Genomic DNA, 19022 nt, shown 5'->3' with positions numbered 1-19022 from the left:
GCAGGGATAGCGCCATTTTCATTTTCATCGTGATGTGTTGTGTACCATGGACCAGGGTGCATCGGATGCATCCATAAATCAGTCCTGTGAACTCTCTGTGCTGCTCATCGTATTCAGTTCATGCGAGGTCTGATGCAGCTCTTTAATCATCTGCTGCAAAAACATGTTGTCCTGGCGACTGATCCCGTGCTGATTGTCTTGAACAAGCATCTGGTGAATGTTCTTCTTAAGCAATTCACTGCGACGTTCCAATACTTCTTGACTCATGCTGCTGCGTCACTCCTTAACATGTTTTGTGATGATTTTGCGTTCTATATAAGTATAGAGGACCTTGCTTCATATCGAAAACGGGCAGAGCTCTCCTGAGTCGAGCACATGAACCCTCACCCAGCATGACAGCATTTCACCCCATAGTGTTCTTAGATATCCTTCTAAATACTCTTTGATCCTGCCCGATTTCCTGTAAACTGCCCGGACTAGGGTCTTGGACAAGGTTGCGTTATAATGGTCCCATTAGACTCATCTTTATTTAAAAGGAGTTATATACAGATGTCCTACAAACAGATTAAATGGATGATCCTGCTGATTCCCACCATCACCGTGGGGTTGTGGGAATATATTCGCCATCAGTTTCTGATGCCTTATCTATCGATGGATGCCGGAAACTGGCTGACGCCTGTGATCGTTTACTTTGTCAGTGTAACGCTCCTCAGCCGTTTGTTCCGCATGCTGGAGGGGGCAAGGGCCGCACTGGAACAGGAACGTGCATCCAAGACTGCGCTTGAAGCCCGCGACCAGCTTGCCCGGGAGCTGCATGACGGCATTTCACAGTCTCTGTTTCTGCTCTCCGTGAAGACAGACAAAGCGGGGCGCAGCCTCGCTGGTACCCGTCATGAGCAGGATATTCGCGATATCCAGAAAACGGTACATGAAGTCAATACATATGTAAGACAAGCCATTGCCCAGCTGCGTTATGTACCTTCTCCCGCTGCCGATCCCGAAGCCATTGCCCTGCAATCCCAGGTTGAATCCATCGTGAGTGATACGGTCCCTGATGCTCATATTACATGGCACCTCACCGAAGTTTCTTTCTCAGCAAAAGAACAGGTCGAGCTGCTGGCCTGCATACGGGAAGCGCTGCTTAATGTACGCAAACATGCTCAAGCCACCCAGGTGCGCGTTCACGCGGAAGGCAGTGCCTCTCGCTGGTCCGTTAACATTCAAGACAATGGCGTCGGCATTCAGGGAGACCCACTGCAGCTTAAAGACCGTTATGGCTTGAGAATTACGAAGGAACGAGCCGAGCAGATGGGTTGGGAATTGAAGCTTAATTCAGCGCCAGGTAATACACAAATGATCATTGGAAAGGGGCAGAATTGATGGAACTGGTACGTGTACTGGTCGTGGACGATCATGCGCATGCGCGTGAGGCGATCTGCACCATTTTATCTGAGGACAGCTTGTTTGAAGTCATTGGTACGGCAAAGAATGGACAGGAAGCGCTGGAATTGACCGAGCAGTGGATGCCAGATCTGATACTGATGGATGTACAGATGCCGGATATTGATGGATTGGAAGCAACGCGGCAGATCAAACTCCGTTTCCCCTACGTTATTATCGTGATGGTTACTGTTTCGGATGATGTCACTTACCTCTTTGAAGCTTTGAAGCAGGGGGCTCAAGGTTATCTGCGCAAAAATTTATCTCCTTCAACTTGGCTTGAATATCTGCGGGCCATTGTCAGTGACGATGCACCGCTCAGCAAGGAGCTGGCATACCGAATTTTGCAGGAGTTTCCCGCTCCTCGAAGTGAGGATGTACAAGAAAATCCGTTAACAGCCCGGGAATTGGAGATTCTGCAATGGGTATCTGCGGGATATACCAATCGTGAAATTGCCGAGCAGCTGGGCATCTCCGATCAGACCGTCAAGAACCATCTAAAGAACATTCTACAGAAGCTGCAGCTGGAGAACCGGGTACAGCTCACTCGCTATGCGTTGGAGAGCGGACTTGCCGGCCGCAAACCTCGCAAATAAGAGTGTTTTCAAGTGAATAGGGAATTCTATCATAAAATCTGCCGCTTACGATGTGCAGGATGTAACAGCACTGCATCTGAGCGTGCAGCATTTCAAGCTTTTGTCACAAATATGCGATAATCCATGATTTTTTATAGCCCAATGTAGTCATACGTCTTCATTTTGGACAAAGTTATAATGGTATAGATTGTGTGCGAACGAACAAATCATGGATATATAACTGCAAATCTATAACCTGAGGGTGATGATTTTTTGAATGTAAGAATTTTGACCCCGCGCTGGAACAAACGCCACTGGGCACTGCTCACAGGTCTGCTGCTGGTGCTCTGTCTTGTGATGCCGCAGTGGGCATCTGCACATGCGTACATTGTGAAGGCGTCACCGGATGAAAATGAACTGCTTGCGACCGCGCCGCAGCGGCTGACGCTGGAATTTAACGAATCGCTGCAGACGGCCTTTTATGATATTAAAATTACCGGACCTGATGGCAATCAGGCGGGTGATGGGAACGTGCAGATTGATCCGGAACGTCCGCATATTCTGGAAGCCAGTTTGAAGACTGGACTCGGAGATGGAACATACGCGGTGAACTGGAAGGCAGTATCGGCCGATGGTCATCCCATCTCCGGAGCATATGTGTTCCACATTGGTGAACCTTCCGGTGCGCCTGCCGGGCTGAAGGATCTGGCTTCCGGTTCGGGTGCAGCCGGCGGACCGTTGAAATGGATTGTATCTTTCACGGACTGGATTCAGTATCTGGGGCTGTCCATCATTCTAGGCACACTGGCCTTCCTGCTCCTGCGAATTGCACCCTCTTCGCTGCTTCGGGAACCGATGGATGCTCCAGGCAGCTATAAACTGCTCTGGATCAGCTATGCTGCCGCATCCTTCGCCGCGCTGGTGAGCCTTCCGCTAAATACGCTGTATGAGTCTGGCGTGACTTTGGGCGAGTTCAGTTGGGCATTAATGGGGAGCGCCCTCAAACTGACATCCTTCGGTCAGATTTGGATGCTGCAGATGCTTATTGCGATGCTGATCGCCGTCACGCTGTTGTCCGGCTATGATCTGGACCGCTCCATACGAGTACGCATCTGGTCCTCATACGGATCACTGCTGCTTGTGCTGGGCTGGCTGCTTACTCATGCCATGACGGGCCATCCCGCTGCTGCCGAGCAGCGTGTACTGGCCATTGCGATGGACTTTGTACACCTGGCTGCCGCTGCGTTCTGGATTGGCGCTCTCACTGCTATGGCGGTATGCCTGCCGCCGCTTACGGATCGATTACCTGCGAAACTGCGGGGCGAAGTCTACTGGGCGGCGTTAAGAAGGTTTACAGCATGGGGCATCGGTGCTGTAGCTGTTCTGGTTGCTACGGGCATCTACAGCAGTATAATTATCCTGCCCGCACCGCTGCTGACTTCCCTGTTCACGACAGCGTATGGTCTTGTGCTGATCGGCAAAATACTGCTGCTTGTTGTAATGCTTGTTTTCGCTGGTTATCACGCGAAGCGAGCAAAGGCAGCTGCTGGCAGCCGTCTATCCCGCAGCTTGAAAATTGAACTCGCTGCCGGTGCCGTCATCCTTGCACTGGCGGCTGTGCTTACTCATCTGTCTCCTGGTCAGCCTGCTCCGGCAGGACCTTATCAAGGCACACAGACGACAGAGGGCGGCTCCGTGATTACACTTCAGGTGAGTCCTAACGTAACGGGAGAGAATCAGTTTAAAGTCAGCTTTAAACAGGCTGACGGCAGCATCGTCAAAGATTTGGAACAGGTAACGTTATCACTCACCCACCTGGATATGGATATGGGTATTTACGAGATCACCATTCCGAAGAATGATACTGGAATGTATGCAGCAGAAGATTATATCTCCATGCCCGGCAAATGGAACATCAAGGTCCATGCGCTGACGAAATCACTTGATGCGATAGACGCCGAATTCGAGATTGAAACATCCAGACCATAGCAGCAGTCCGCATATAGAATCAAACATATATGAATTCACAGCAGAAGAATGAGAGGGGTTATGATTTTGAAGAAGACATCATGGGTATCCAAACTTACATCCACTGTGGCAGCAGGTGCAGCAGCATTCCTGCTGGTCTCCGGCTTGGCCAGCGCTCACGTCACGGTGAATCCATCTACCGCACAGACCAGTGCATGGCAGACCTATACGATTAAAATACCGTCTGAGAAAGAACTGGCAACCACCAAAATTACGCTTAAAATTCCAGAGGGAGTTGCGTTCAAGCAGTATCAGCCGCTTGCAGGATGGAAGATCACAACCGAGAAGAATGACTCTAACGAAGTAACTTCGATTACTTGGGAGATTGACGGAGATAACCAGGGTATTCTCGCTGGACAGTTCCAGCAGTTTAACTTTGTTGCACAAAACCCGAAAACGGCAGCAGAAGTTGCTTGGGATGCATTCCAATATTACAGTGACGGCAGCATTGTAGAATGGACGGGGAAGCCGGGGGACAACAATCCCCACAGCATTACAGCAATCAGTGATGACCCTGCCGCTGCTGGTAATGCCGCAGGTGGTGGCCACGACAGTTCAGCTGCAGCCAGTGATGGACATGACAGCGCAGGTGCAGCTGGCGACAAGACCGACGGCACAGCTTCTGATGGTGCAGCCGACGGCAAAAAAGGAAATGATGACACCACTCTGGGCGATGCCCTCTCTGATACAGTGACAGGACAACCGAACAACACAGATACAGACACCGGTACGCTGAAACTGCAGCAGGCGACGTTAATCGTATCCATTCTGGCTCTAATCATGTCCTTCCTGGGCATTGCACTGGCAACTCGCCGTAAGAAACGTTAAACAGTAATAAATAGCAAAGGAGGCTGCAGCACACGGGATTGCCCCGTTTATGCTGCAGCCTCCTTTTTTGTTGTCCCAATCAAACCGGGCCGTTCTTGATAGATCTGCCTGGCTGATCTTCAGCGCTCCTGATCCGTTTGAATCATCACTTCGATATATTGGTTCAAACTTCGCTTCTGCATTTCGATCGATTGGATCCGCTTGGCGAGGCCTGCGAAGAACTCTTCAATCTGCTGCCTCGTGTAGTTAGCAGACTGCCCTTTCCAATCGTTGAGTCGGCCGTAAAGCGCTCTGGCCTCCTGTTCGTCCGCCTGCAGGCGAACAAGCAGCTGCGACAGCTCCTTTTCTGCGATCCGCAGGTCATTCAGTTCCACCAGCAGTTGTCCGCTCATCTGTGTACCTCCCCCTCTATGCATGTAGACACGCTTCACGTTGAATGTTCGTTTCTCGGGCCATTACCGGACACTAATTAAAATGAACCGGACTCTCATCCGCCTGCCGGAAAGCATCTGCCTTCTCATCAATAAAGGTCAGGAACTGGCTGGTATGCTTCATATGCCATGTGCTCAGCTCCTGGATGGATGCATCCAGCTGCGTTACAATCGGCTCCAGTCTGCGGCTTCGACTCGAATGTAAATACTGGGCCATTCGTGTCCGTACCTGATTCAGTTCGGCATTGCACTGCTGGGCATTTTGTTTCCAACGGGAGGCCACACTTTTCAGTTCCTCCGGCGTTACCTGAATCAGGCCGGATGCTGCTGAAGCGATTCCACCCATTAGACCGCCTGTATAGGCTCCAAAATTTCGTGCAAAGGCTGAGAGGTCAGTTAAAACATTGGAGGGTTCACGAGGAGAAAAGTTGATTTTTTCTCCAGTGATCGAGTCATAGAGATCGTTAGAGACATACCCATTTCTAAACTGATACTGCTTCAAATCATGGTACTCTTTACCACCGAAGGTATTATTAAATTTGTCCATCATGCTCATGTTGTCATTCATATCTTTGTAATTGGAGTTGATATAATACATCGAACCCACATGCCGATCGTATCCACCAAAGAAGCCGCTTGCCACAAAATCGCCAGGATGCCCGAAATTGGTGATCTGCGAATCAAACCCGCCTTCCTCTGCCTTGCGTCTCAAGGCTGGAGTCAAGCTGGAGATGACAGAAGGCGCACTGAAGGTGACTGCTGTCAATCCTGTTGAAGCTGCCGCATACTGGGCATTTCCACCCCCAAGCGAATGGCCGGTCAATGAGAAATCCAGATCCTTGTATTTTTTTTGCATATTAGTCGCATAGTCTTCGGCTTCATACATCTGATTAGGTAAAGGATTCAATGTTTTGTCCAGCTGTTTATCTATTTCGCCTTTAAAATTCTCCACTGTAGTCAAGCCGGTGAAGTCCTTTACCTTTTGTATGCCATCGGCTAACCAATCCGGTCTTATGTCAGTTGTTTGATTGATTTTTCTCCCAAGTTCCGGTAGAGCAATCTGCCCATCCGCAAAATAATCCGGTCCGCTGCGGTCTATCGGAGCACTCCCTTCAGTTCCCCGGTAAGCAATGACTGCTTGTTTTGTCTCAGGATTGTAGAAGGTCACCGCATCAAAACCGGATTTTTTATTTCCATGAGTTTCCTCAAGCACCTTCCAGCCCGGAAGATTTGCGTATTCTGTACCAGCTTTCGCATGCTCATAAGCGAGTTCAGACATCAAGCGGTACGTTTCGTCATCAATTTCTGGCGCAGCAGCCATACTCTGTTCACCTCCCAAAAGTCAATTTATTCATTTTGCGTAAGGATCATATCCTTTTGCTGTAATGGCTTCCTTGATTGCAGGACTCATTCCAAAATTTTTGATTTTCTTCTCGTTGTAATCATAGGAGATCGTAAATTCCTGATCTTTATGCTCGGCAACATGCCCCTCCATAGCAATGGAGTCAAGCGCCATCTCAGGCAGCAGCTCCTTGCTCGTAATGACGACATCCAGTTCATATTTATCTTTAAAATAACTTGTAGCTTTCTTCTCCGCTTCTTGAAAATAAGCCTGTTTCTCGCTCTCCGTCATGTTCTGACACCCCCCCAGCACAAATATAGCGAAAATCATTATTACCACTAGGCCAATTTTATGATGTACCCGCTGCACACAGCTCACCTCTTTCAGATGAATCAAACCATTCAAAAGTTCTCATGCACATGTATCCTTTCGTCTCACGAAGTCGCCTATTTCTTCAGTTATCTGAATCATAGTACAAAATCAACATTAGGCACATCGGCTATCAGGAGCGTTTTCATGAAACTTTTTTCCTAGATGATTCATCCCTATATCTGGGTGTATATTACCCACTTTCTGGACCACTGTATCAACCAATCTCTAACTTTTTTCATCTTAAAACAAAAAAACTTCCTCCCCGGCTCCATTGGAAGCCATGAAAAAAGTCTTATTCAATAACATAGTTCCTCTTATCCACTGCGACCACAGCCATACACAATCTATGTCGATTGAGAAGCTTACCCGGTGGGCTCGAGATCAATATAAAAAGAGCCTGCTCTGCACAAGAGCGGCTCTTCCCACAGTCAGATTGACCTGCCTTTTCCCGTTATTCAAGGACCATCCGCAGCGCGGTCAGCAGTACCCCGATGATAAATCCGGTCACCGCACCGTTAATTCGAATCCACTGCAGATCCTGACCCACCTTGTCTTCAATCAGCGAGATGAGTGAAGCATTATCCATTTTATCTACATTTTCGCGCACAAGGTTACCGATTTTGGAATGGTTTTTCTCCAGCAGTGTGGTGACACCTTCCACGATCTTGGCATTCATACTTGTCATTAACGCTTCATCTGAGCGCAGATCAGCCAGAACCTTTTCAATGGCAGGCAGCGCATACGTGTCCACATAACGTCCATCCTCCATTGCCACCAGCGCTTTATCCCGCAGCTCCGTGAGCTTGTTCAGCACCGTCTCCTCGGCGTCCCAGCCCTCCAGCAGCTTGTTCTTCCAGCCGTTCAGGCCATCCTGCACGGCTTCACTCACTGCCAGGCGCAGTGCCTGAGTACGCAGCATGTGAAGTACTTTGTAACGCAGCGCGCTGCCCTCTCTCTTCATATCCTCTACCCGGTCAAAAAGGTATCCTTGAATAATGCCGCCGAGACGGTCCTCATTCATATAACCCATGAACGCGTTCATCGCAAACTGCATGAGTCCATTCATCTGGATACCGCTAATTGCTTTCATGCCGCTTTCACCCAGTAACAGAATGGTCTCCGGTTTCACCAGCCACTCTTCCGCTTCTTTTAACGCATAATCCAAGGCCTGCGCATCATACCCTCGCTCCGTCACCTGCACAGCGGCCCGCTCCAGGATCGGCCCCAGATCAAATGCACCTGCCTGGGATTTGATCTCTTTGGCAGCAATCGGAGCAATCTGTTCCAAAGGCAGCCCTGCCAAAATGCGTTTGCACAGCGTATCAATCATCGTTTTGATACCATCACTATGCAGTTCCCGGCCCAGGGTATCCAGTACGGTCTCCGCTGCTTTGAAGCCGGCAATTTTCTCGGTAATACTGTCCTTGTTCAACAGATTATTCTCGACAGCAGATACCAGTCCTTCCGTCATCTTGTCCCGGTTCTTCGGCAGCAATGCCGTATGGGGGATGGGTATGCCAAGCGGATGCCGGAAAAGCGCAGTCACCGCGAACCAGTCCGCAAGTCCGCCCACCAGCCCTGCTTCAAAGGAACCTACCAGCAGCTTGCCTACCGGAACCCCCTGGAATGGCAGTGACGCCGCGAAACCCGCTCCCATAATTACAAGAGACCAGGCTGCTGCCGTTTTGGTTTGTTTAGGTTTAGCCATAATTATTCTGCTCCTTTATCGTTAATCGCACGGCTCTGATTGTCATTCGAAATAACCGCGCTTTAGTTGGTTAAGATTATGTAGAACATACTGCCCCGAGGTTTAGACCGGTTTCCCGGCTCAGCCCTCCATAGAGCATTTTTTTCGATATGTTACATTCGTTTTTTGTATACTTCATCTTATCACCCACAAGCGGTAAAACCAAACCTGTGCCTGCCGAAAAAGGATAAAACAGGGGCTTCTCGCGCGCAAACTTCTCCATGCTGATTCAAAGAGAGCTCATCTTTAGTATAATAAAGACGGACAGCCTGTCTCTACCCGATTGGCTGCCCCACTGCAGGGTAATAAGTTAATGTTAAAGTGAAGAATCAGAGGAGGAATGACAGATCATGAAACACGTTCAGGACACAACAACACTCTACAACGGCGTCAAGATGCCATGGCTCGGGTTTGGCGTATTCAAAGTGAAGGACGGAGATGAGGTGGTAGATGCCGTCAAAACCGCGATACAGGCCGGGTACCGCAGCATTGATACCGCCAAAGCATATAACAACGAATCGGGTGTCGCTCAAGGCATTCGTGAGTCTGGCATAGCCCGTGAGGATCTGTTTATTACAACCAAGGTATGGAATAGTGATCAGGGGTATGAGAGTACACTCGCCGCCTTCGAAGAAAGCATGAAACGTCTGGACCTTGAATATCTCGATCTCTATCTGATCCACTGGCCGGTCAAAGGCAAATACAAAGACACCTGGAGAGCGATGGAGAAACTCCATAAGGAAGGCCGCATCCGCGCCATCGGTGTAAGCAACTTCCAGATCCATCATCTGGAAGACCTTATGATGGATGCTGCCGTGAAACCTGCGGTCAATCAGGTCGAGCTTCACCCGCTCCTGACCCAGACAGAGCTGCGTAATTACTGCAGCAAACACGAGATTCAGATTGAAGCCTGGTCTCCGCTTGGACAAGGCAATCTCATGGGTCATCCTCTACTCCAAGACATTGCTGCCAAATACGGCAAGTCTCCCGCACAAGTCATTTTGCGCTGGGATCTGCAGAACGGCATCGTGACGATACCGAAATCGGTAACCCCTGAGCGCATTCGTGCCAATACCGAGCTGTATGACTTCGAGCTAACCGCTGAGGAAATCGAACAAATCAACGGTCTGAACGAAGATAAGCGTTTCGGTTCCGATCCGGACAATTTTAATTTTTAAATCATGACAATTAGAATAACCCATCTGCATACAGACCCTATAGAATTCAATGACACCTGCCTTCGTTTCTGGAAGCAGTAAAATGAGAACAGCGCAAAAATCCCGATCCAGATGCCGAACATCTGGATCGGGATTTCTATTCAGCATGCTGCGTAAGCTTATCCTTTGGATACCAGCTTGAAATCATCAAAGTGGAACCCTGGCGCGACCACACAGGTCACCAGCACCGGCTCATCACCTAGTGGACGTGCCGTCTGCCATACCCCTGCCGGAACAAGTACCTGTGGCGATTGCCCTGCAGCGATATCCATACCGAGAATCAGCACTTCTTCGTTCTCCGGATTATCGCCATTACCGCCAAGCTTCAGCTCGATTGGACTACCGCTGTGCCACAGCCACAGCTCATCCGAAAGCACCGTATGCCACTCGGAGACTTCGTGAGCATGCAGCAGAAAATAGGTCGAGCTTGCCGAGAAACGCGGGCCCGAATATGCATCTGGCAGAACGGACTGCGGAATCTGATACGATGCCTTCCATACTTCTTTATACCAACCACCTTCAACGTGAGGCTGCATATCCAGCGCAGCAACGAGCGGTGATAATTCATGTGTTGTCATATCGTGTTTCCTTCCTTCCAACTCAATTTCGGAGATGCTCCCGAACCGGAGCCTGACCTCGCTCTCCCTACTCTAAAACAACATTACCAATTTGTCACCTTGACAATTGGTAATATTCATTACTTCTCACCTTTTTAAGGAATACTTTTCTGGACCAAAAACTGATTTCACTCATAATGATAGCGTTTACAAATTTGTTAACTTTCCGTTATGATATGGATATCAACGCGAAGCCTGGAGTAGAGAGGAGCTGCATAATGAGTCTCATCGAAGATCGGATTGGTCCGAAGTATCGAATTGGCGAGCACGCCTTTACCATTGAACATATGCGAAGACATGACGGAAGCGCGATGCCGCAGCCTCATGCTCATCCCTTTTACGAATTGTATTACCTGCTCGAAGGTGAACGGGTATACTCCATGAACGGACAGATACTGCCTGCCCGTAAAGGCGATCTTGTTCTCATCAACCCGCATGATGTACACACAACATCCAAAGGCAGTAAACCCGGCTTCGAACGAATTCTTATTGGTTTCTCGCCTGCTTTTGCTACAGGTATGGAGCTGGGTATTTGCGGTCTGCTGCCATTTGAATGCTCCAGCCTGCTCCGTCTTCCCGAGTCCGAACAACCCGAGATCGAACGTCTACTATGGCAGATGCTGCAGGAATGCAAAGATCGGCGTCCTCACTATGAGATCGCTGTACGCAGTCTGCTGGCTCAGCTTCTCATTCGAATCCACCGGGTGCAAGAGGTTATCCGGGAGTCTAACCCGGGTTCATTACACCCGATGCAGGACAAGATTAGCGAGATTGTAACGTATGTAAATAAACATTATACGGAACCGCTCACCTTGGAAGGTGCGGCAGCCCGTTTTTATATCAGTCCTTCCTATCTGAGCCGAATGTTCAGCAGGCTTACTGGATTCCGCTTCAGCGAATACCTGCGTGTCGTCCGGGTTCGAGAGGCTCAGCGAAGACTGCTATCGACACAAGAACGTGTCCAATTGATCGCAGAGAAAGTAGGATTCGAGCATACCGCTCATTTTAACAAAACCTTCAAACAGGTCACCGGCACGACGCCGCTGCGCTACCGCAAAGAACATCGGTGAGAGCAGGCACTGCGCTGCTCCGCCCTGCATCTTTTATAAAAAAACCGAGTAGGCAGCCGTGCTCCAGTATATGCGCCTTCTTTTTATAGGAATCACAAACCCTGCTGTAAAGAAAACTTCATTTACTGGACGTCCGGCTGCATTACTGCGATTTAAAATTCTTGATTCATCTAACTCGGCTGGCCGTTATCTGCGAATAATGACGCCATTTCTAACTTCGGGACCAACAGAAATCTGCCGGCCTTCGGTATCTGCATCCGTTTCCCGACATACAATCCCCGCGGATTCCAGTCCAGTGACCATAAGCATCTTCCCGTCTGCTCCCCTGCCTTCAACACCCTCCAGCGCTGCACCTTTGCAATTGTGGAGATGAATCAGCGGCCCTTCGGTGATTCGTGCCTGCAGCCCCGTAATCTGCAGATGTTTCGCCTGAGCACACTGAATTCCTGTGCGTGCTTCTACGCTGTACCGCTCAATACTTACGCTGTCCAGAGGCATCTCCGGCAGACCGCTGACCAACAAAGCTGTATCCGCACCCGCACAGACCACATCCGAAATTCGGATGTCCCGGAACACCGGCGTTTCTTCGCTGATGTCCTTCGCCAGATCCCCACCGCGAGCAGAACCCTCCTGATTGGCATAGAAAAAAGAAAACGAAATCGCCTCCATAATGATGTCCTTCATGTAAATACGCTCAATCTGAATATCTTCAACAACACCGCCGCGTCCACGTGCACTTTTGAAACGCAGACCGATATCCGTACCAATGAATGTGCAGTCCGTTACACGTACATGCCGTACACCGCCCGACATCTCACTTCCAATAACGAAGCCGCCATGACCGTGGTATACAGTGCAGTCCCGGATTGTAACGTATTCTGATGGCAGCCCCAGTTCGCGCCCCTCGGCATCTTTGCCTGATTTCATACAGATCGCATCATCCCCAACATCGAATACACTCTGTTCTACCAGAACATGACGGCATGACTCGATATCAAGCCCATCTCCATTTTGGGAGAACCATGGGTTACGTACGCTGACATGACGTATAGTCACATGCTCGCATGCCCAAGGATGAAGGTTCCAGGCTGGCGAGTTCTGGAATGTAGGCCCCTCCAGCAGTACCCGCTTGCATCGGCGCAGGCTGACCATATTCGGCCGCAGGAAATCCCGGATGTCTTCATAAGCGGCGATGTCCCCTACGTTTTCGCGGTGGAGCTTCTCGGCAATGGTCCCGCCATCACGTGCAGACTGAGAAGGCCACCAGATCTGTTCGTCTGCACCAGACGTTTCCACAACACCGCCTGAAGCAAGCAGTCGCTTCCACTGACCAGCCGTCATTTTGGAACGTTTGACCGGACGCCAGGCTTCCCCTCCGCCATCCCAGATCCCTTCTCCCGTTATCGCAATATCTTCGAGCCCGTCTGCATCAATGGGTGATTGGCACCGTACGACCTGCCAGCCCTCGAAGCTTGAAGCAATGAGCGGATACTGGTCAAAGTCCCGACTGAAGGTTACCAGCGCGCCGCCCTTCACATGCAGTTCAATCCGACTCCGCAGCACAATAGGCCCTGTGAGCCATACCCCAGCGGGAATGACAATTTTCCCGCCGCCTTCGTCTGCACATGCCGCAATAGCCAGCCGGAATGCCTCTGTATTATCCGTAACGCCATCTCCGACAGCACCGTACTCGGTAATGAGATATTCACGCTCAGGAATAGCAGGCAGATCCACTTCGTAAGCTTGAAGATCCGCTGTACTGCCTGCCCCTCCGGACAATGGGGAGTGATATATATTCATGGTTTGGAATCATCCTCTCTACTGTAATCAAGGTGTCTGACAGGTACCATTTATTTGTACTTTCATGCGCCTGCATCACATATGTTCAAACGAATTCCTTTGCTCCATCATATCAACGGCACTATGGTGCCGGGTTGAGCTTTTTTGCCATGTACAGGGAGAACTTGATGTTATTTGTTATGTATATTCCTTATCCGGTTTATGAAAACAGGATATCAATTCCAGTATACAGCACACATCAATTCCAATGATTGTAAATAAACTAGGAATATCGATTCATTTTTCTGTCAGGATTCGTCACAAGCCCTCTATCTATATAACACATATATAACGCATTTACTGGCTATAGCCCTATATAATCTATTACTTATGTCATGTTTTATTACAGACTAATTGCTATTAGCAGGATGACTATGTATGATTAAATAACTACTTTGCAATATTACCTTATTATTCCTTTTATTTTTCGTCGCAGAAAGGGTGTATGTTCTTGATTGAATTTAAAAGTGTCCAAAAGCATTTCGGTCATTTCCATGTCCTCAAGGATATTCATCTTCGCATCGAAGAAGGGGAAGTTGTCGTTATTGTCGGCCCCTCAGGCTCTGGCAAAAGCACACTGCTCCGCTGTATTAACCGTCTGGAAACGATCAGCGAAGGCGAACTCATTGTCAGCGGCATCCCGCTGCATCAGAAAAAGGTGGACATCAACCTCTTCCGCCGCGACATCGGCATGGTTTTCCAACATTTCAATCTGTATCCTCACAAAAAAGTCATCGATAACATTACCCTTGCACCCATGAAGGTGCGCAAGCAACCCAAAGCCCAAGCGGCAGCAACAGCAATGAAATACCTGGAACGTGTCGGCATTGCCGATAAGGCAGACAGCTACCCTTCCCAGTTGTCCGGTGGACAGCAGCAGCGTGTAGCGATTGCGAGAGGACTCGCGATGGAACCGAAGATTATGCTTTTTGACGAACCTACGTCTGCCCTTGATCCCGAGATGATCGGGGAGGTCCTCGATGTAATGCGCTCCCTGGCACATAACGGCATGACCATGGTTGTGGTTACCCATGAGATGGGTTTTGCCCGCGAGGTGGCAGACCGGGTCATTTTCATGGACGAGGGCCGGATTGTAGAAGAGGCACCCGCCGCAGCGTTTTTTGACAACCCCCGAGAGGAAAGGGCGCAGCAGTTTCTCAGCCGCCTGATCCATCACTAGCTCACGCTCCTTCATGAGATTCGAAAGACACTCACACTACAACTACCAAGAAGCAATAGACACCAGAGAACCTGGCTCTCGCAATGAGAACAATTATTCCGTATCGGCATATCCGTCATCATTCTTTTATGCGCAGTCCAATTTCGAAAGGGGTCTTAATTGATGAAAAACATAATGAAGTGGCCGTCTTTGACGTTAATGTTGGTACTAATACTGTCCCTTGTATTGTCCGGCTGTAACACGGGTACAGATACACCCTCAGCGAGCGGCGGAGGCGATGCAGAAGCGAAAGGAACGATTGAGCAGATCAAGGAACGCGGCAAGCTGGTCGCTGGCGTGAAATACGATACCAAACTGTTCGGGCTCAAAGACCCGTCGAGCGGGAATGTGGAAGGCTTTGATGTCGACATAGCCAAAGCGATCGCCAAGCAGATTCTTGGAGATGAGACGAAGGTCGAACTGAAAGAAGTCACCTCCAAGACACGGATTCCGATGCTGCAGAATGGGGATATCGATATCATCATCGCCACGATGACCATTACAGATGAGCGTAAGGAGCAGGTAGATTTCAGTGATGTATATTTTGAGGCAGGTCAGTCCCTGCTGGTGAAAAGCGACAGTGCCATCACCGGGCTGGACAGCCTCGATGGCGTGAAAGTACTGGCTGTGAAAGGCTCCACGTCGGCACAGAATATACGCGAGAAGGCACCGAAGGCCGAGGTACTGGAGTTTGATAATTATCAGGATGCATTTACGGCACTGAAAGCAGGCAAAGGGGAAGCTCTGACTACCGACAACATCATTCTCATCGGCATGCAGCAGACGGACAACAACTACAAGCTGGTTGGCGGTAACTTTACAAGCGAACCTTATGGCATGGCCATTCGCAAAGGAGACACGGCTTTTGTAGAAGAAGTGAACAAGGTGCTGAAAAGCCTGAAAGACAGCGGTGAGTACGACACCCTGCACGAGAAATGGCTGGGAAGCAAGCCTGAATAACATTTAGAGTGCATCTGCTGATGTGATGCATATCGTGCAGGCCTTCGCTGGCCAAGCTGCATGCTATGCATCTGGCGACGATGCAGCATTTGCCGATCTACTCATCAGATCATGGTGCATATGGTGATCTGCATAACATGTATTGTAAGCATCTGCTGTATGCGAGAGGTATGCATGCAGCGGATGCGTCTGCTGTTTTATTTTCACACCTGGAGAACGGGGGCACTTGTATATGGGCACATTGGATTTCAGCGTACTGTTCAGGCACTCGGACCGGTTCATTGAAGGATTCCTGAATACAATTCAAGTGAGCGTGGTAGCTCTGATTGGCAGCTTTGTGCTGGGAGCCATTCTTGCTATCTTTCGAATCTCTCCAGTCAAACCGTTAAACTGGTTCGGAACGGCCTTTGTTGAGTTTATCCGCAATATTCCACTGCTGCTGGTTGTGTTTTTTTTCTATCTTGGACTGCCTGCACTCGGTATTTCTCTGGACGGATTTATATCAGGCACACTGGGGCTGACCATCTACACGGCCGTTTTCATCGCGGAAGCCATTCGGGCAGGGATTCAGACCGTACCTCGCGGACAGCTGGAAGCCGCACGATCCTCCGGGCTGTCCTATGTACAGGCCATGAACCTGGTCATTCTGCCGCAGGCCATCAAAATTGTGCTGCCCTCCATCGGCAACCAGTTTATTAATCTGGTCAAAAACTCATCCATCCTGGCAGTGGTAGCCGGAATGGACTTGATGTATTTTGCAGACATTGTAAACTCGGATACCTTCCAGCCGCTAAGTGTATACACCATTGTTGCACTATTCTATTTGACGCTAACCTTGCCACTCAGCTTTCTGGTGCATTATATGGAACGCAGGTTTGGACAGAGTGATGCCGAGGCACGCAAACCTAAAGGAAAACCGAAAAAAAACAAACCCGCTGGGCAGGTTACGATGTAGTACGGAATTTGAGATGGAGTTTGGGCTTACGATAGGCCCGAGAAGGATTTGGGTCTAAGCTTGTGTTTGGGTTTGCAAACATTGAACATATACTGCTCACCGAAGGAGGCATCGGATGTATGGACTTTAGCGGGGCCTATGAATGGCCTAACCTTCGTTTCCTGCTGCAAGGATTTTGGGTAACCCTGCAGGTTGCGGGCTTATCCATTGTGTTCAGCTTTGTGCTGGGTACGCTGCTCGGTACAATACGATTCACGCGAGTTCCCGTCCTCTCACAGATTGTGGCGGTCATCGTAGATACCATTCGTAACCTGCCGCTGCTGCTCATCATCTTTTTTATTCATATCGTGCTGCCGCAGCTCGGCATTAAAATGCCCGCCTTCTGGTCTACGGTCGTGGGTCTGAGCCTGTTTGAGGGCGCTATGATTGCAGAAATTGTGCGCAGCGGTCTTAAATCTGTGGAGCGCGGCCAAGTGGAAGCTGCTCGCTCTTCGGGCCTCAGCTACATGCAGACGCTCGGCGGCATCATTATGCCGCAAGCACTGCGCCGCATGTCTCCGCCCATGGTCAGCCAGTTCATCTCTCTGCTGAAGGATACGTCGCTGGCAATCATCATCTCTCTGCCGGAGCTGATGCGTAATGTACAGATCCTTGGCGGGCAGAGCTTCGATTATATTATCCCGGCGCTGCTTCTGGCAGCAGTCTTGTATTTCATCATCAACTACTCCCTCTCCATCGTTGCAAGAAAGCTTGAGGCACGCATGAATTAAGAAGGGACTGCATCGCAGAACTGGCACTTTTCGAGGATCGTTCACTCTTGATGCGCTGCTCAAATTGGAACTTCCCGAGGCTCAGCTGTATAAACCCAACGACTCCATAATAAAAAGCTCCACTCTCACATCTTTCGTGGGATTGGAGCTTTTTAGTTCTAATAGTTCTAAAGATCCTTAGAAACCCTGCTGCTCACAACCCACTCTTCTCTCAGATTGCTGCACCATTCCGACGCAGCTCGGCCTGCAGCAGCGGTACGGGCAGTTTCTCCGGGTCAAGCTTCAGCTTTACCGCCAAAGCCGCTGCTGTCCCGGAAGCCTCTCCCGTTGCCATGCAGCTCGGGGTTAGTCTGGTCGTGGCGTGGGCCTCATGTGTGGTTGAGATACACCGCCCGGCTGCCAGCAAATTGCGAATATTACGCGAGACAAGACAGCGATAAGGAATATCGTACGCTCCATCTCCTTTAATAAAAGCAGCCGTCACTCCCTGACCGGAGGGATCATGAATATCGATTGGATAACCGCTTCTGGCAATCACATCTTCGAAGCTCCGCCCTGCAACGACATCCTCTTGAGTGAGCGCATAGTGTCCAATTATACGTCTGGATTCTCGAATACCGATCTGCGGTGCTACTGCCGAGATGGAAGCCCGTTCGAAGCCTGGTACGTCACGCCGCAGAAACTCGGCAATCATCAGCACCTGCTTCCGTCCTTCCTGTTCTGCAGTCGTTAAATCTACCGCATTTGTGGCATCATACCCCTGCACCCGGGTGCAGTTAATCAGCACCTCATCTTCCGCCGGTCCGGTAAAAAACAACACCTGATCACGCTGAATCGGCACCGCCGCTCTCTTCCAGTGTGAGTAGAAGCCGCTCACGCCCGTTAACGGAATCGTGTCCAGTTCGGCAAAGGGCGTTTTCTCATAAAATTCATCCGGGTGCGCCTGCATATACTGCTTCACACGCCCAAGGTCCACGCCGCGCATGCGGAATTTCATCGTCATGGGCTGGGACTGACTATCCGCCTCTCTTCCCTTCGCTACAGCAGCCCCAGCCAGATACGCTGCATCGGCATCTCCGCTTGCATCAACAAATACTTCCGCTTGAATCTCGAGCTGACCGGATTTGTTCGTAACTCGCACAGCTTCTACACGACCGTCTACGGCAATAACACCATCCACAAAACTATGCAGTAACAGCCGGACTCCCGCCTCCTGCAGCATCTCTGCCGCAACCACTTGGTAGACGGCCGGATCGTATGGTGTCACGCTGTGCACAAAACCAACCGTATCACGCAGATGCCCCGGTGAGCCGCCGCATGTCTGCAGACGGTCTACAATCTCCTGTGCAATCCCCCGAATGACCTGTTCGCCCTGCTCGGTATGAAACGTCATCCACGGATACACCATAGCGGCCGTTGACATCCCGCCAACGAATCCGTAGCGTTCCACCAGCACTACACGGGCACCCTGGCGTCCTGCTGCGATAGCTGCTGCAATCCCCGCAGGGCCGCCTCCAATGATAACGACGTCCGCCGATTCCATCTCCACATGTTTATGTTCACTCATACGTTACCTCCCCTTCCATGTGATCCGCTGCCTTTCCTATCCTGA

The 19022-nt window shown here is 50.0% G+C and carries 18 protein-coding genes; 10 read left to right on the top strand and 8 right to left on the bottom strand.

Annotation, left to right across the window (positions count from 1 at the left end; translation table 11 throughout):
• Window positions 1–78: 78 nt before the first annotated feature.
• A complete protein-coding gene (locus MKY97_RS02325) occupies window positions 79–267 on the bottom strand; it encodes a hypothetical protein (RefSeq protein ID WP_342553925.1) in 189 nt (62 codons plus the stop codon).
• 282 nt (window positions 268–549) lie between these two features.
• Here MKY97_RS02325 and MKY97_RS02320 point away from each other — a divergent pair, with 282 nt between their 5' ends.
• From MKY97_RS02320 to MKY97_RS02305, 4 genes are all read left to right on the top strand, one after another.
• A complete protein-coding gene (locus MKY97_RS02320; protein ID WP_342553924.1) occupies window positions 550–1380 on the top strand; it encodes a histidine kinase in 831 nt (276 codons plus the stop codon).
• Window positions 1380–2036 (top strand): response regulator transcription factor, encoded by a 657-nt coding sequence (locus MKY97_RS02315; RefSeq protein ID WP_342553923.1) that lies wholly within the window; start codon window positions 1380–1382, stop codon window positions 2034–2036. Before MKY97_RS02320 ends, MKY97_RS02315 begins: the two co-directional genes overlap by 1 nt.
• 252 nt (window positions 2037–2288) lie before the next feature.
• Window positions 2289–4004, top strand: a complete 1716-nt coding sequence (locus tag MKY97_RS02310; RefSeq protein WP_342553922.1) for a copper resistance protein CopC — start codon at window positions 2289–2291, stop codon at window positions 4002–4004.
• Between the two features lie 60 nt (window positions 4005–4064).
• Window positions 4065–4871 (top strand): YcnI family protein, encoded by an 807-nt coding sequence (locus MKY97_RS02305; protein ID WP_342553921.1) that lies wholly within the window; start codon window positions 4065–4067, stop codon window positions 4869–4871.
• Window positions 4872–4990: 119 nt separating this feature from the next.
• Here MKY97_RS02305 and MKY97_RS02300 read toward each other — a convergent pair whose 3' ends face one another.
• From MKY97_RS02300 to MKY97_RS02285, 4 genes are all read right to left on the bottom strand, one after another.
• Entirely contained in the window at window positions 4991–5263 is a 273-nt protein-coding gene (locus tag MKY97_RS02300) for a hypothetical protein (protein WP_342553920.1), read from the bottom strand.
• Between the two features lie 73 nt (window positions 5264–5336).
• Window positions 5337–6623: a hypothetical protein gene (locus tag MKY97_RS02295; protein WP_342553919.1), complete on the bottom strand. Its 1287-nt coding sequence runs from the start codon at window positions 6621–6623 to the stop codon at window positions 5337–5339.
• A 30-nt stretch (window positions 6624–6653) separates the two neighbouring features.
• The gene (locus tag MKY97_RS02290) at window positions 6654–6935 is read right to left on the bottom strand and encodes a hypothetical protein (RefSeq protein ID WP_342553918.1); all 282 of its coding nucleotides are present in this window, start codon (window positions 6933–6935) and stop codon (window positions 6654–6656) included.
• Between the two features lie 532 nt (window positions 6936–7467).
• Window positions 7468–8724 (bottom strand): DUF445 domain-containing protein, encoded by a 1257-nt coding sequence (locus tag MKY97_RS02285; RefSeq protein ID WP_342553917.1) that lies wholly within the window; start codon window positions 8722–8724, stop codon window positions 7468–7470.
• Window positions 8725–9113: 389 nt separating this feature from the next.
• Between MKY97_RS02285 and MKY97_RS02280 the strand changes: the two genes are divergently transcribed.
• The gene (locus tag MKY97_RS02280) at window positions 9114–9941 is read left to right on the top strand and encodes an aldo/keto reductase (RefSeq protein ID WP_342553916.1); all 828 of its coding nucleotides are present in this window, start codon (window positions 9114–9116) and stop codon (window positions 9939–9941) included.
• Window positions 9942–10099: 158 nt separating this feature from the next.
• Here the strand turns inward: MKY97_RS02280 and MKY97_RS02275 are convergent, their stop codons facing one another.
• The gene (locus tag MKY97_RS02275) at window positions 10100–10558 is read right to left on the bottom strand and encodes a cupin domain-containing protein (protein WP_342553915.1); all 459 of its coding nucleotides are present in this window, start codon (window positions 10556–10558) and stop codon (window positions 10100–10102) included.
• Between the two features lie 257 nt (window positions 10559–10815).
• Between MKY97_RS02275 and MKY97_RS02270 the strand changes: the two genes are divergently transcribed.
• The gene (locus MKY97_RS02270; protein WP_342553914.1) at window positions 10816–11667 is read left to right on the top strand and encodes an AraC family transcriptional regulator; all 852 of its coding nucleotides are present in this window, start codon (window positions 10816–10818) and stop codon (window positions 11665–11667) included.
• A gap of 186 nt (window positions 11668–11853) precedes the next feature.
• On the opposite strand, the gene MKY97_RS02265 is transcribed toward MKY97_RS02270, so the two are convergent.
• Complete coding sequence (locus tag MKY97_RS02265) at window positions 11854–13467, bottom strand: glycoside hydrolase family 28 protein (RefSeq protein WP_342553913.1); 1614 nt, start codon at window positions 13465–13467, stop codon at window positions 11854–11856.
• A gap of 484 nt (window positions 13468–13951) precedes the next feature.
• On the opposite strand from MKY97_RS02265, the gene MKY97_RS02260 reads away from it, so the two are divergent.
• From MKY97_RS02260 to MKY97_RS02245, 4 genes are all read left to right on the top strand, one after another.
• Complete coding sequence (locus tag MKY97_RS02260) at window positions 13952–14686, top strand: amino acid ABC transporter ATP-binding protein (protein ID WP_342553912.1); 735 nt, start codon at window positions 13952–13954, stop codon at window positions 14684–14686.
• Window positions 14687–14848: 162 nt separating this feature from the next.
• Entirely contained in the window at window positions 14849–15685 is an 837-nt protein-coding gene (locus MKY97_RS02255; protein ID WP_342553911.1) for an ABC transporter substrate-binding protein, read from the top strand.
• A 232-nt stretch (window positions 15686–15917) separates the two neighbouring features.
• Complete coding sequence (locus MKY97_RS02250) at window positions 15918–16640, top strand: amino acid ABC transporter permease (protein ID WP_342553910.1); 723 nt, start codon at window positions 15918–15920, stop codon at window positions 16638–16640.
• 119 nt (window positions 16641–16759) lie between these two features.
• Window positions 16760–17410, top strand: coding sequence for an amino acid ABC transporter permease (locus MKY97_RS02245; RefSeq protein WP_342553909.1), 651 nt, complete (start codon window positions 16760–16762; stop codon window positions 17408–17410).
• A 211-nt stretch (window positions 17411–17621) separates the two neighbouring features.
• Here the strand turns inward: MKY97_RS02245 and MKY97_RS02240 are convergent, their stop codons facing one another.
• Complete coding sequence (locus tag MKY97_RS02240) at window positions 17622–18977, bottom strand: FAD-dependent oxidoreductase (RefSeq protein ID WP_342553908.1); 1356 nt, start codon at window positions 18975–18977, stop codon at window positions 17622–17624.
• Window positions 18978–19022: the final 45 nt, after the last annotated feature.

Origin of the sequence: Paenibacillus sp. FSL R7-0652 (genome assembly GCF_038595045.1) — a bacterium.
GTDB lineage: Bacteria > Bacillota > Bacilli > Paenibacillales > Paenibacillaceae > Paenibacillus.
Note: the sequence above shows the minus strand (reverse complement) of the source record. Positions and strands in the feature narration are given on the sequence as shown.